Annotated in this window: 12 protein-coding genes; 3 read left to right on the forward strand and 9 right to left on the reverse strand. The window is 72.1% G+C overall.

The window, feature by feature from the left end; all coding sequences use genetic code 11:
• Nucleotide 1: 1 nt before the first annotated feature.
• The 6 genes from RH861_RS01240 to RH861_RS01265 form a co-directional block, all read right to left on the reverse strand.
• Complete coding sequence (locus tag RH861_RS01240; protein WP_248599303.1) at nucleotides 2-169, reverse strand: methionine/alanine import family NSS transporter small subunit; 168 nt, start codon at nucleotides 167-169, stop codon at nucleotides 2-4.
• Nucleotides 166-1773 carry a sodium-dependent transporter gene (locus RH861_RS01245; protein ID WP_310519408.1) on the reverse strand — a complete coding sequence of 536 codons (1608 nt, stop codon included), beginning with the start codon at nucleotides 1771-1773 and terminating at the stop codon, nucleotides 166-168. Before RH861_RS01245 ends, RH861_RS01240 begins: the two co-directional genes overlap by 4 nt.
• Nucleotides 1774-1863: 90 nt before the next feature.
• Nucleotides 1864-3300: a DUF2252 domain-containing protein gene (locus RH861_RS01250; RefSeq protein WP_310519409.1), complete on the reverse strand. Its 1437-nt coding sequence runs from the start codon at nucleotides 3298-3300 to the stop codon at nucleotides 1864-1866.
• Nucleotides 3297-5009, reverse strand: coding sequence for an MFS transporter (locus RH861_RS01255; RefSeq protein ID WP_310519410.1), 1713 nt, complete (start codon nucleotides 5007-5009; stop codon nucleotides 3297-3299). Before RH861_RS01255 ends, RH861_RS01250 begins: the two co-directional genes overlap by 4 nt.
• Nucleotides 4984-5823 (reverse strand): class II glutamine amidotransferase, encoded by an 840-nt coding sequence (locus RH861_RS01260; RefSeq protein ID WP_310519411.1) that lies wholly within the window; start codon nucleotides 5821-5823, stop codon nucleotides 4984-4986. The genes RH861_RS01255 and RH861_RS01260 overlap by 26 nt, the downstream gene beginning before the upstream one ends.
• A gap of 122 nt (nucleotides 5824-5945) precedes the next feature.
• Entirely contained in the window at nucleotides 5946-7277 is a 1332-nt protein-coding gene (locus RH861_RS01265) for a serine hydrolase domain-containing protein (protein ID WP_310519412.1), read from the reverse strand.
• A 198-nt stretch (nucleotides 7278-7475) separates the two neighbouring features.
• Here RH861_RS01265 and RH861_RS01270 point away from each other — a divergent pair, with 198 nt between their 5' ends.
• Entirely contained in the window at nucleotides 7476-7883 is a 408-nt protein-coding gene (locus tag RH861_RS01270) for a DUF4383 domain-containing protein (RefSeq protein WP_310519413.1), read from the forward strand.
• Between the two features lie 10 nt (nucleotides 7884-7893).
• Nucleotides 7894-8427 (forward strand): hypothetical protein, encoded by a 534-nt coding sequence (locus tag RH861_RS01275; RefSeq protein WP_310519414.1) that lies wholly within the window; start codon nucleotides 7894-7896, stop codon nucleotides 8425-8427.
• Nucleotides 8428-8517: 90 nt separating this feature from the next.
• On the opposite strand, the gene RH861_RS01280 is transcribed toward RH861_RS01275, so the two are convergent.
• A complete protein-coding gene (locus RH861_RS01280) occupies nucleotides 8518-9834 on the reverse strand; it encodes an ATP-dependent DNA helicase (protein WP_310519415.1) in 1317 nt (438 codons plus the stop codon).
• A 183-nt stretch (nucleotides 9835-10017) separates the two neighbouring features.
• Here RH861_RS01280 and RH861_RS01285 point away from each other — a divergent pair, with 183 nt between their 5' ends.
• Nucleotides 10018-11070, forward strand: a complete 1053-nt coding sequence (locus RH861_RS01285) for a hypothetical protein (RefSeq protein WP_310519416.1) — start codon at nucleotides 10018-10020, stop codon at nucleotides 11068-11070.
• On the opposite strand, the gene RH861_RS01290 is transcribed toward RH861_RS01285, so the two are convergent.
• Both RH861_RS01290 and RH861_RS01295 read right to left on the reverse strand, forming a co-directional pair.
• The gene (locus RH861_RS01290; RefSeq protein WP_310519417.1) at nucleotides 11063-11608 is read right to left on the reverse strand and encodes a gluconokinase; all 546 of its coding nucleotides are present in this window, start codon (nucleotides 11606-11608) and stop codon (nucleotides 11063-11065) included. The two genes, RH861_RS01285 and RH861_RS01290, sit on opposite strands and share 8 nt — an antisense overlap.
• A gap of 3 nt (nucleotides 11609-11611) precedes the next feature.
• Nucleotides 11612-13552: a bifunctional copper resistance protein CopD/cytochrome c oxidase assembly protein gene (locus RH861_RS01295; RefSeq protein WP_374760953.1), complete on the reverse strand. Its 1941-nt coding sequence runs from the start codon at nucleotides 13550-13552 to the stop codon at nucleotides 11612-11614.
• Between the last annotated feature and the right edge of the window lie 170 nt (nucleotides 13553-13722).

Here is a 13722-nt window from a genome sequence, read left to right on the forward strand (position 1 = left end):
GTTACGTGTCGCGCTCGACCGGCGCGATGTCCTCGCGGTGGTCGTCCTCGCCTCCCGGGGGGAAGTCGTGCCGGTCGGGCCGGCGGCTGAGGTAGAGCACGCTCACGGTGAACCCGCCCCAGACGAGCACGATGGCGAGCACGAGGAAGAAGATCGCGATGCCGGTCATCGACGGCCTCCCTTCGTCGGCGCGGCCGCATGGTGCGGCGGAGTGTGGTCGGGCAGTGGCGGCCAGGCTCGGAAGTCGTCGGGGTTCTGCCGCCACCGGAGGACGGTGAGCAGCCCCGCACCCGCCACGATCACGGCGATGGCGCCCCAGCCGAGCGCGAGCAGGTACCACTGCGGGTAGCCGGCGTAGCCGTCGACGATGAGCGAGACGATGCGCGAGATGAGCATGTACCCGAGGATCACCGGCGCGAGGATGCCCGCGAGCACCGTCCAGATGCCGCCCACGCGGAAGGTCGACACGCTGTTGAGGTGGTAGCGCAGCTCCGGGCCCTTGCGCAGCACCCAGAACGCGAAGACGCTCGCGAGGATCGCCGACAGGACGATGCCGATGTTGTTCGCCCAGTTGTCGACGGTGTCGAGCGCCAGGAGGCCCGTCGTGGTGGAGAAGAGCAGGATCGACAGGACGGCGGCGACCACCCCGACCCGCACGGCCGCCTGCCGCGGCGACAGGCCGAACTTCTCCTGGAAGCCCGCGGACACGACCTGCAGGACCGAGAGCAGCGAGGTGAAGCCGGCCATGGCGAGCGACCCGAAGAAGAGGATGCCGAAGATGGGCCCGCCCGGCATCTGCGAGACGATCGCCGGGAACGTGATGAACGACAGTCCCACGCCCGTGAGGCCCTCGAGCTCGCCCACCGCGACGCCCTGCTGGAACGCGAAGAAGCCCAGCGTCGCGAAGACGCCGATGCCCGCGAGGATCTCGAACGACGAGTTCGCGAACGCGACGACCAGGCCCGGCGTGGTGAGGTTCGACCGACGGCGTCGGTACGAGGCGTAGGTGATCATGATGCCGAACGCGATCGAGAGCGAGAAGAAGATCTGGCTGTAAGCGGCGATCCACACGTTCGGGTCGGCGAGCGCGGCGAAGTCGGGCGTGAAGAGGGCGTTGAGGCCCTCGGCTGCGCCGTCGAGGAACAGCGCGCGCACGACCAGCGCCGCGAAGGCCACCACGAGCAGGGGCAGGAAGATCACGTTGACGCGCTGGACGCCGCGAGCGACGCCGAGTGCGAGCACCACGATCACGGCGACCCAGATGAGGACGAGCGGGATGAGCACGCTCGGCACGAACGACAGGCTGAAGCCCGGATCGCTCGCCTGCAGGTAGTCCCCGACGAGGAAGCCGGCGGTGTCGTCGCCCCAGCGGAGATCGAACGAGAACACGAAGTAGCTGAGCGCCCACGCGATCACGACCGTGTAGTACAGCGAGATCACGAAGCAGATCGCGACCTGGAACCATCCCAGCGCCTCGAGCGACCGCCCGCGCGGACCGCCCAGGCGCCGGAACGCGGTCGGCGCGGAGCCCCGGAAGCGGTGCCCGACGGCGTAGTCGAGGAAGAGGATCGGGATGCCCGCCGTGATGAGCGCCACGAGGTACGGGATGAGGAACGCGCCACCGCCGTTCTCGTACGCCACGCCGGGGAAGCGCCAGATGTTGCCGAGGCCGACCGCCGAGCCGATGGCCGCCAGGATGAAGCCCACCTGGCCGGTCCACTGCTCCCGAGGTTGCCGATGCTGTCCGTGCTGCTCGACGCCCGCTTGTGACATCGCACCTCCCAAGGCTCGCGACTGGCTGCCTGCACCGTACCAAGGGCGGGGCGGGTGCCGCAGCATCCGCTTGCCGACGCGGCGGCCGCGTCAGACGGGGTCGGCGGCGACGAGGCGACCGGATGCCAGGGCCTCGCGGAACGTCGCGTAGTCGCGCTCGTTCTGGTCGGCGTAGTCGATCGCGAACTCCGCGATGGCATGGTCGAAGCGGTCGGACCCGCCGAGGTAGGCGGCGATCGCGACACGGTCCCCCGCCCGCGCGTGGGCGCGCGCCAGGGTCTCGCCGCAGGCACGGGCGTAGAGCTCGGCACCACGCGGCAGCATCACCTCGACGTCGGCGGAACCCTTCCAGTCGTTGAGCTGGCGCAGGTAGAAGTCCCGCTCGACGCCGTCGGGCGCGACGATGCGCTGCCAGCCCAGGAACAGGTCGCTCGCCGCCTGCATGAGCCGTTGGCCGCGCACGACCCGTTCGCCGTGCTGGTCGTAGCGGCTCGGCGGCAGGAAACGTTCGAGCACCGACGCCTCGGCCTGCTTCGCCTGGAGGATCAGCGGGTCGCCATCGTCGCGACCGCGCAGCAGCACGATCCACGCTCGCGTGCCGACGCTGCCGACCCCGACGACCTTGCGCGCCAGGTGGACGTAACGGAACTCCTCGATCGGGTGCCGCTCGAGGGGCAGCGTCGACCGGTACTCGGCGAGCATCTTCCGCATCCAGCCCTCGACGGCCTCGCCCGTGCCGGGCTGGAGCCCGAGATCCTCGATCGCGACGATGAGCGGCGGTTCCGACCGGATCCGCATGCGGCCGTCGTCGACCTCCACGAGCTTGGTGAACACGCGCACGCTGTCCCGCGTCCGCGCCTTCGCGAGGGCGGCCTGCGTCCGCTTGACCTGCCTGCTGCCGACCCGGTTCGCCTCGCGCTCCTCGCGGATCCACTGCACCATGCGGTCGGCGTCGAGCCGGTCGTACCAGGCGGCGAGCACGCCCGACCGGGCCGCCCGTCGCATCCGCTCGCGATACCCGGCGACCGCCTCGAGAACGACGCGACGGCGCTCGGCCGCGGAAAAGCCGCGGTGGCGACCGGCGATCTCGAAGCTCGCCGCGAGCCGCTTGACGTCCCACTCCCACGGACCCGGCAGGGTCTCGTCGAAGTCGTTGATGTCGAAGATCAGGTCCCGCTCGGGCGTGGCGAACACGCCGAAGTTCGACAGGTGCGCGTCGCCGCAGATCTGCGCGGTCAGCCCGGATGCGGGGGTTCCGGCGAGGTCCGACGCCATGATCAGCGCCGCACCGCGGTAGAACGTGAACGGCGAGACGGCCATGCGGGCGTAGCGGATGGGGACCAGCTCGGGCACGCGCGTGACCGCCTGCTCCTCGAGGAGGGCGACCGGGTCCGGTCGGTCGGCGGGCGGAGCCCAGCCGGCGTGCGACGACCTCGGCGCGCGCCTCCGCGCCGACCGCCCCGCCTCGGCGCGCGCGGCGAAGTCGTCGCGGGGTGCCGGATCGAACGCGGCATCCGTCTCGGTCATCGTGGTTCCTCCGTCACCTCGGTCGTCCGCGTCCGCGTCCGCGACGACGGCCGCACGGGTCGTTCGCTCGGGATGTTCCTCGAGAACAGCAGCGCGGCGAGCGCGATCGCGATCAGCCCCACGAACGCGATGCGGAGCGCCTGCACCTGCGACTCGCCGTACGTCCGGGTCAGCGCCTCCGCGTCGTCCTCCGAGAGCCCCGCGTCCTCGGCGATCTGCTGCACCGACGACGCCGGCACGAGCTCGACACCGCCCGCGGTCGCCGTCGCGACCTCCTGCTTGACGTCGTCGGGAAGCTCGCTCGAGGCCACGCCCCCGGCGAACGCGGTCGCCAGCGCCCCGATCAGGATCGAGCCGATGAGGGCGGTGCCGAGCGAGGAGCCGAGGTTCTGGAACACGCCCTGCATGCCGCCCACCTCGCTCGACTTCTCCACGCCGACGCTCGACATGTTGACGTTGCCGAGCTGGGAGGCGAGCAGCCCGAGGGCGGCACCCGCCGTGAACATGCCGATCCCGAACGCGGGCACCTTGAGCTCGACGTCGACCGAGGCGAGCAGCACCACCGCGGACGCCGCGAGCACGACCTGCCCGATCCGCACGATGGTGCGCGGCGACCACAGGTTCGAGAGCCGGGTGCCGGCGAACGAGAACAGGATCAGCGAGATCGACAGCGGGAAGATCCGCAGTCCCGTCTCGAGCGCGTCGAGCCCGAGCGTCATCTGCAGGTACACGGGGATCATGAAGAAGAGGCCCGCGGTGACGGCGTACTGGGCGCCGAGCGCGCCGAGCCCGCTCCGCAGCCGCGGGATCGACAGCAGGGTCACGTCGAGCAGCGGCGGACGGCCCGCCTCGAAGAGCCGTCGCTGGCGCCGGAAGAACCGCGCGATGAGCACGCCGCCGGCGAGCACGAACCAGGTCGTCAGGGAGATGCCGAACGGGGCGATCGGGAAGCCGTTGATCTCGGGCGAGTCGAGCGGCAGGATCCAGCCCCAGGTCTTGCTCTGCAGGAGGCCGAGCACGATGAGCACGAGCCCCGCCGACGACAGCACGATGCTCATCAGGTCGATCCGCATGCGCACGGCCGCATGCCGATCGACGATGCGTCGGGCGAAGAGCACGACGACCGCCATGACGACCACTTCGCCGATGAACACGTACCGCCACGAGGCGTACGTCGTCAGGTACCCGCCGATGAGCGGGCCCGCGGCGACCGCGGCACCGGATGCCGCCCCGATCATGGCGTACGCCGTGACCCGGGCGCGACCGGTGTAGTTGTCGGCGATGAGCGCCGCGATGGCCGGGATGACGAGCACCGCGCCCATCCCCTCGACCACCGACCAACCGAGGAACAGCACCACGATGTTCGGGCTGAGGGCCGTCGTGAGCGAGCCGAGCGCGTAGACGATCGAGCCGATCACGAACGCCCGCAACCGGCCCCAGACGTCGCCGAGCTTCGCGCCGACGAGCATGAGCGCGGCCATGGTGAGCGTGTAGAAGGTGATCGCGGCCTGCATCGCCGAGACCGTCGTGTCGAGGTCGCTCACCACCTGCGAGATCGACACGTTCATGACCGTGCTGTCGAGCACCATGACGAACTGCGCCGCGGAGAGGGCGATGACGACCGTCCACGAGGTCTTCGCGGCATCCGTCGTCGTGTCGGGTGCCGGCGGGGCGGATGCCGCGTCAGGCGGCGGATCGGAAGGGCTCATGGTGGTATCCCTCTCGGTCGAGGACGGCGATGGTCGACTCGGGTACCTCGAGGAATACTCCCGGGAGGTCGTTCAGCGGTTCCGACACGACGACGTGCGCGTGATCGCCGAACTGCGAGAGCCGCTCGGCGTCCGGGTACATCTCGCGGATCGTCGGGATGTCGGCCGAGTGGAACAGGGACCGCGACCGGCCCTGCGACGAGTAGCGGAGCGCCCAGATCGTGGCACCGTCCGACACCGCCACGGTGCCCTGCATCGGGAAGAGGATGCCGTGCTCGCGACCCACGCGCTCGACGTGGTCGACCGCCGCGGTGAGCCCTTTCACCGGGTCGTCGGCGAGGCCCAACGTCAGCGCCAGGTGGAAGAGGACCTCCGAGTCGGTGGTGCCCGTCACGTGCGGGTACAGCGACGGGTCGATCGCGAAGGTGAGGTCGCGCTTGACCTTCGCGAACTCCGCGAGGAACCCGTTGTGCATGAACAGCCAGTTCTCCCAGCGGAACGGATGGCAGTTCGTGCGCTGGATGGGCGGACCCGCGGCGGCGCGCACGTGGCTGAAGAACAGCGGGCTCTCGATCGCGCGCGCGAGTTCGCGCACGTTCTCGTCGTTCCACGCGGGCTCCGTGCTGTGGAACACCGCGGGGATGCTGCCGGCGACCGCGCCGGGCGGATACCAGCCGATCCCGAAGCCGTCGCCGTTCACGGTCTCGGCGCCGAGCGGGGAGTCCAACGACTGGGCCACGAGGGAATGGGTCGCGTCGAGGAGCACCGCGGACGTCCGGAGCGGCTCCCCCGAGTAGGCCAGCCACCGGCACATGGGCGTCCCTCCTGACCGCGACGTCCGCACGGGCGTCGCTGCCGGTCAGTCTCGTGCGTGGCCGGGCCCTCGGGCGGGCCGAAAGTCCCCACCGACACGAGGCGAGCGGGAGGCGGGACGGGTCACCCGTCGGTGGCGGGCTCCTCGGCCGGGGTCTCCTCGGTCGCCTCGACCTCGGCCGGCAGCGGGCACACGGCGGCCTCCGTCATCCGCTCGACCGCCTGCTCGTACGACCACGGGAGCTCGATGAGCGGTGGGGTCTCCTCGCCCGACGCCGTCGCCTTCGAGGCGATGGATGCCAGTGCGAACGCGGCCTCGCGCGCGAGCGTGCCGCCCGACGAGGAGTTGTTCAGGGCGACCACGACCGTGAGGCCGGTCTCGGGTTCCGTGAAGACGGCGGTCAGGGCGCCCGTGGTGACGCCCGCGAGGCCGCGCATCGGGCCGTACTGCTGGGCGCCGATGCCCTGGGACTGCCACGCCGGCGCGTCGCCGCCGAAGGGCGTCGTCGCCCAGACCTTGCGCGCCGTGTTCTCGCTGAACAGGGTGCCGTTCGCGAACGCCTCGCTGAACCGCTTCGCCTCCTCGAGCGTCGAGTAGGCCCCGGCCGCCGTGCCGCCGATCGAGCTCGAGCGGTCCGAGACGTCCATCACGACCTCGCAGTCCCGGTTGCCGTCGGGCAGCACGCCCGCGGCGTAGCCGCCGAGCGCCCCGGTGTGGTCGGTGGCCTGCGCCGGCGGAATGCTCGTCTCGTCGAGGTCCAGCGGCTCGAAGACGTACTGGTCGACGAGGTCGGCCCAGGTGCGGCCGGTGTGCTGCTCGAGCGCGGTGGCCAGCAGCATGACGCCGGTCCGCGACTCGGCCCATCCGGTGCCCGGGTCGAACCGGCGACTCGCGGCCATGCCGCTCGCGACGAGCTCGGTCGCCGGCCACACGCGCTGCGGGTTGCCGACGAAGAACCGGCTGAGCGAGGGGTAGTAGTCGGCGATGCCCGACTGGTGGCGGCACAGGTGCTCGAGCGTGATCCCCCCGAGGCCGGGCACGCCGCGCACCATCGTGCCGACCTGGTCATCGAGCGCGACGACGCCGGCGTCGACGAGGCGGAGCATGAGCGCGCAGGTGATCGCCCCGGTCGCGGTGGCGAGCTGGAAGCGGGTGTCGGGCGTGACCTCGGGTGCGCCCTCGCCGAAGTCGACCGTGCCGATACCGGTGGTCCACGCGCCGGCCCACGGTGCCCACACGCCCGCGACCGCGCCGCTGGACCCGCTCAGGCGCACGGCCTCCCCGAGCGTGGCCTCGAGACGCTCGACCACCTCCGGAGCGAATTCCGCATCGACCTGGTCGTACTCGGTGATGGCCTGCGAGGGCGTCGTGCAGCCCGCGAGCAGGAGGGCGGCGCAGGCGGACGCGACCGCCGCGGCGATCCTCCGCCGAACGCGCCCTGCTCCTGAAGCCACCGAGCCCCCCGCCGTGTGTCCGCAGCGATTGTAACCCGCTCGACCGGCGTCGCCCTGATCGGCACGTCACGGTTCGGCCACGCCGGGGCGCCGGGCCGCCGGACGGTGTCCCCCGAACCGGCGGCCAATCCGTCTGCGCAGGCGCGCCGAACCACGACCAGCACGGCGAACGCCGCGCGACGACAAGGAGGCATCGCCATGAAGAACTCACCCAACCGCATCGCCGCCACCGTGTTCGGTGCGGTCTACGTCCTCGTCGGACTGCTCGGCTTCAGCGTCACGGGCGGCGTCGACTTCATCGCGACCGAGGGCGGCCTGCTGCTCGGCATCTTCGCGGTGAACCCGCTCCACAACATCGCGCACCTCGCCATCGGCGCCGCGCTGCTCATCGCGGGGCTCTCCGATGTCGCCGCGGCGAAGGCGACGAACACGACGGTCGGGGCCGCCTACCTGCTGCTCGGCATCGTCGGCTTCTTCATCGCCGGCACGGCGGCCAACATCCTCGCCCTCAACACCGCCGACCACTTCCTCCACCTCGCCAGCGCCATCGTGCTGCTCGGCGTCGGTCTCGGAGCCGAGCGCTCCGCACGCGTGGCGACGGCCTAGGGAGCCCGCCATGACCGCACTGGCCGCGATCACGCGCAGTTGGCCGATGCTCGGCGCCCTCGGCGCGGGCCTCGTGCTCGCGGCGCTGGCGGCCGGTGCCGGGGGTGCGACGCAGGTCGCCCTGGCCGGGCTCGGCATCGCCGCGCTCGGCTGGGGCGTCCTGTCGCTGCGCGCCGGGCGCGCCCTGGCCCCGCGGTCCACGCTCGGCACGTGTGTGGGCGCGCTGCTCGCCGCCGGCGGCGCGGTCGCCGCGGGCGCGACGACCGGCATCCCCGGCGGGCCGCTCGCCGCGGCATCCGTCTTCATCGCCACCGTCGCACTCTCGGCCGCACTCGACCTGCGACGCCGCCGCGGCCGGCGGACGGCCGCCGCGGACGCCCGGGCCTCGGCCGAGGCGCACCCCCGGCTCGGGCTCATCGGGCTCATGGTCGGCGCTGCGCTCGTGTCAGCCCTCGCCACGCCCGCGCTCGCGGCCACCGAAGCCGGCGAACTCGCCGTGCCCCACGGGGAGCACGGCACCCACGACCCGGGTCATCGACACTGACCCGCTCCGACGGCGGCCGGGGGTGCGTGGCGATGACGCCCCCGGCCGCTCCCTCACGTCCGCCCGTCCGTCCCCGCGTCGAGCCGCAGCTCAGGCGGGCAGCTCGTCGGCCGTGCCGAGGTCGCGCGCCGCACCCGACATGAACCGCTCCACATCGCGATCGACGATGATGTCGCGCGGCACGAGCGGCCGGGCGAGGTAGAGCCCCTCGAGCGACGTCAGCCGCGACAGCGCCACGTAGGTCTGCCCCGGGCTGAACACGCGCGAGCCGAGGTCGACGATCGCGGTGTCATAGCTCGCCCCCTGCGACTTGTGGATCGTCACCGCCCAGGCGAGCCGGAGCGGGAACTGCGTGAACTCGGCCACGATCTCGCGCTCGAGCTTCTTCGCCACCGGATCCCACGTGTAGCGGTACTTCTCCCACGTCGCCGGCTCGACCTCGTGCTCCTCGCCGTCGACCTCGACGCGCACCTCGCGGTCGAGCGACGTGACCGTGCCGATGGTGCCGTTCACCCAGCGCGGCGCCTCGCCCCACCCGCCCGTGTCGTTGCGCAGGAACATCACCTGCGCGCCGACCTTCAGCTCGAGCTTCTCGTCGGCCGGGTAGCCGCGGCCGCCGAACTCGCCGTTCACGTCGGCCTCGTTGGCGAGGGAATGCCCGGGCAGCCGGTGCAGCGCCGTGCGGTTGATGCGGTTCACCGTCTCGTTCGTGGTCGCGAGCGTGATCGCGCCCTGCTCGGGCAGCGGACGCCGCGCGCCCGTGTCGTTCAGCACGCCCGCGATCTCGGCCGTCACCATGCCGTGCCGCACCGCGTTGAGCATGTGCTTGAACGCGTCGTCGTGCTGCCGGTGGATCTCGCCGAGCTCGAAGATCCGCAGGTCGGCCTCCTGCCACACCTTCGCGTCGAAGAACCACATCGACCGGTAGGTGTCGGCGAAGTAGCGCCGCTCGTCGCCCGAGCCGGGCACGGGCGCGAGCTGGTACGGGTCGCCGAACAGCACCACCTGCACGCCGCCGAACGGCTCGTGCGGCCGCTGCCGGGCCTGGCGCAGCGAGCGGTCCATCGCGTCCATGAGGTCGGCGTTCACCATCGACACCTCGTCGATCACGAGCGTGTCCATCGCATTCAGGATCTTCCGGACCGTGTCGTTCTGGTCGATCTCGGCGTCGGCGACGACCCCGATGGGCAGCCGGAACAGCGAGTGGATCGTCTGACCGCCGACGTTCAGGGCCGCCACCCCCGTGGGCGCGCAGATCACGATCTGCTTCGACGTGTTCCAGTTCAGGTGGTTCAGCAGCGTCGACTTGCCCGTGCCCGCGCGACCGGTGACGAACACGTGCTCGCGCGTGTGCTCGATCGCCCGGAACACCGCCTGCTGCTCGGCGGTCAGGATCACAGGCTGCACGGGTGGTCCTCCGGGGCGGGTCGGGTGACGGACGCCGCGCCGCGGGCGCCACCGCGGCGGGTCGGCGTCTTCACTGTAGACCGGCGCATGGGGCCCGGCGCCCGCCGCTGCGGCATCCGTTCACGGGGCGCGTTGCGCTGTGGACAACCCGAGTGCCCAGCCGACCGTGTCTAGACTTGCCGGGTGGGGAGCTCGGGCAGACGCGGTGGGCGCCTGTCACCGGCGGCGATCGCCGGGTGGGCGGGTCTCGCGGTGCTGCTCGGCGGCGCCATGCTCGCCGCCCTCGGCGGCCTCAACCAGAGCCTGTACGGCGCGTCGGCGTTCGTGGAGCGCTACCTCGACGCGATCGCGCGCGACGACATCGTGAGCGCCGCCGCGACCCCCGGCGTCCGGCTCGATCCCGCCGATCTCGCGGGCGCGGGCCTGCCGGAGGACATCTCGACGGCCATGCTGCGCTCAGGCGTCCTGCGGTCCGGTCCGGAGGACGTGCGGGTGCTCGGTGATGAGCCATCCGGCGACCAGGGAGCGCGCACCGTCACCGTGAGCTACCGGCTCGAGTCGTCGATCGTCGAGACGACGTTCGAGGTCAAGCCGATCGAACCGCTCTACGGCGTGCTCAACCGGTGGGAGTTCGCCACGAGCCCGCTGACCGTCGTGCAGGTGACGGCGGCGCACAGTCCCATGTTCACGGTGGGCTCGCTCACCCTCGACACGCGCGCCAATAAGACCGGCGACGAGCTGCTGGGGTTCACGCAGCAGGCGCCGTACCTCGCCGTCGCGCCCGCCGTCTACGAGTTCGGGTACGAATCGACGCTGCTCGAGGCGGTTCCGACCCCGCTCGCCACCACGCCCGGCACGCCCGCCGAGGTGCGGGTCGACGCGCTCCCCACCGACGAGTTCGTCGAGCGCGTGCAGGCGAAGGTCGACGAGTACCTGGTCGACCAGTGCGCGACCCAGCCCGTGCTGAAGCCGGCCGGCTGCCCGTTCGGCGTCGACGTCGACGACCGCGTCGTGACCGAACCGGTCTGGACCATCGTCGAATCGCCCGCGGTGACGCTCGTGCCCGGCGAGGCCGCGTTCGAGATGCCGCCCACGCCCGGCGTCGCCCGGGTCGCGTTCGAGGCGCAGTCGCTGTTCGACGGCACGTTCTACAACTTCGAGCAGGACGAGGGCTTCATGCTCGCGCTCGAGGCACGCGTCCGCCCCGACGGCTCCATCGCGATCCAGCTCAAGTAGCGCCCGGGCCGGCCATCCGGTCGAGGGCGGATGCCGCGGTCGCAGCGATCTCGTCCACCCCGCCGGTCACCCCGACGCGCACCGCCCGCTCATCGGCATCCGGCACCTCGTACGCGTCGAGTTGCGACGCGAGCAGGGTCGCGGGCATGAAGTGCCCGACCCGCCCGCCGAGGCGCTCGCGGAGCAGCGCCTCATCTCCCTCGAGCGCGACGAACGCGGTGTCGGGCGCCGCGGCCCGCAACCGGTCGCGATGGGCGCGGCGCAACGACGAGCAGGCGATCACGACGCCCGGCGCGCGCGCATCGGCGAGCGCGGTGCCGACGAGGTCGAGCCACGGCATCCGCTCGGCGTCGGTCAGGGCCCGGCCCGCGCGCATCCGCTCGACGTTCGCGGGCGGATGCAGGTCGTCGGCGTCGATGAAGTCGAGCCCCAGCCGGTCGGCGAGCGCGACGCCGACGCTCGTCTTGCCCGCGCCCGCGACGCCCATGACGACGATGCGGCGGACCGGCTCGGTCGCGGGACGCTCAGCCGGCGGCATCCGTCACTCGCCCTTGCCGTCGCGTGCGGCGAGCGCGGCCAGCTGCGCGTTGTACGACTCGAGCTCGGCCTCGTTGGTGCGTTCGGCGTGGCGGTCGCGCCGCTTGGTCTCCTTGGCGTCGCTGCGCGCCCACTGGATGGCGACCGTGATCGCGAGCGCCACGGTGGGGATCTCGCCGATCGACCAGGCGATGCCGCCGCCGAGCTGCTGGTCGGCGAGCGCGTCGGTGCCCCAGCCCATCGCGCCGTACCAGTCCGCGAGCAGCAGGCCGGAGCTCATCATGATCGACAGGCCGAAGAACGCATGGAACGCCATCGTGCCCAGCAGCAGCACGAGCCGGAACGGGTACGGCAGGCGGTACGGCACCGGGTCGATGCCGATGAGCGACTGCACGAACAGGTACCCGGTGATGAGGAAGTGCGCCACCATCCAGGTGTGGCCGATGTGGTCCTCCATGGTCCACCGGAACAGCGGCGAGTAGTAGAACACCCACAGCGACCCGGCGAAGAGCACGGCCGCCACGATCGGGTTCGCGATGATGCCCGCGAACCTCGAGTGCACCGCGAGCAGGATCCACTCGCGACCGCCGCGGCTGCCGTCCTTGCGCGGCCGGATGGCGCGGGCCGCGAGCGTCACGGGCGCGCCCGGCACGAGCAGCACCGGCACCGCCATGGTCAGGATCATGTGGGCGAGCATGTGCGCCGAGAAGAGGTACTCCTCGTAGGCGCTCACGCCGCCGCTCGTCACCCACGCGAGCAGCAGCATGCCCGCGACCCACAGCACCGTGCGGTACACGGGCCAGGCGTCGCCGCGCCGGCGGAGGCGCACGACCCCGGCGACGTAGAAGAAGATGCCGAACCCGCACGCGAGCAGCCACAGCAGGTCGGGGCTCCACTCGGTGAGGTAGCGGATCGCGTCCGGCGGCGGCGGCAGCGGCTCGCCGGTCAGCAGTTCGGCGGGGGTGCGCGCGAGCCCGCCCGAGGTCTCCTCGGCGACGGGCGTGGCCGTGCGCGCGAGCGCCGCGGCGACGCCCGACGCGATGCCCATGAAGGCGAGCTCGACGACGACGAGCAGCCAGAAAGTGCGGGTGACGGATGCCTCGGGGCGGGCCACCTGGGCCGACCCCGGACGCAGCATCCGCCCGATCATCACGCGCCGCTGCGCCGCCCCGAAGAGGCCCAGGGCGACGAGTGCCGCGACCTTGCCGATGACGAGGAGGCCGTAGTCGCTCATCAGCTGGTCCCAGGTGCCGATGCGCAGCGCGGCGCTCGCATACCCGGAGATCGCGACGACGATGAAGCAGACCAGCGCGACGGTCGAGTACCGGGCGAGCACGATCGGCAGGCGGTCGCCCGTGAGCCGCGACTTCAGCAGCACGAGCGTGAGGAGCCCGCCGAGCCAGGCGGCGACGAACACGAGGTGCAGGCCGAGCGCGGTGACCGCCTCGGAGTGGCCCGCGGTGCCCGCCGCGTGGCCCTGCTGGGCCATCGGCACGAGCGCGACCACCGCGAGCACGGTCACGAACACCAGCGCCGTGTGGTTGCGCACGGCGAAGCAGAGCACCGTGACGGCCGCGGCGACGAGGGTCGTCGTGAGCCACGCCCGCCCCAGCTCGATCGACGTGGCGAACTGGCCGAGCTGCGCGCCGAACCGGTCGCTCAGCTCGAACGGCGCCCCGGTCACGAGCAGGAACGTGAGCACCCCGGTCGCGGCGCTCGCGACGGTGAGCACGGCAGCGGATGCCGCGGCCACGTCGAGCGCGAGGTCGAACTCGCGCTGCTTCGGGCTCAGCGCCCAGACCGCGAGGACCAGCGCGCCGATCATCCCGGCGGCGCCGAGGTTCACGAACAGCTTCGCCGTGGGAACGCCCCAGCGCGCCACCGGGCCGGGGTCCTGGATCGGGTACGGATCCGCTCCCCCGCCGAACGCCAGCCCGGCGATCATCGCGGCGAGCGCGACGGCGACGAGGGCGGCGGGGCCGAGCACGCGGACGGAACGGGTCACCGTACGAGCCTACGTCTCGTGGGCTGGGAAGCGCCTCGCGGGGCGCTCCGCCCGCGCCGCGGCATCCGCTCGCCCCGGTGCCGCTGCCTCGGCCGCGTTGAACGCGCCGG

Source organism: Agromyces indicus (genome assembly GCF_031432295.1).
Taxonomy (GTDB): domain Bacteria; phylum Actinomycetota; class Actinomycetes; order Actinomycetales; family Microbacteriaceae; genus Agromyces; species Agromyces indicus.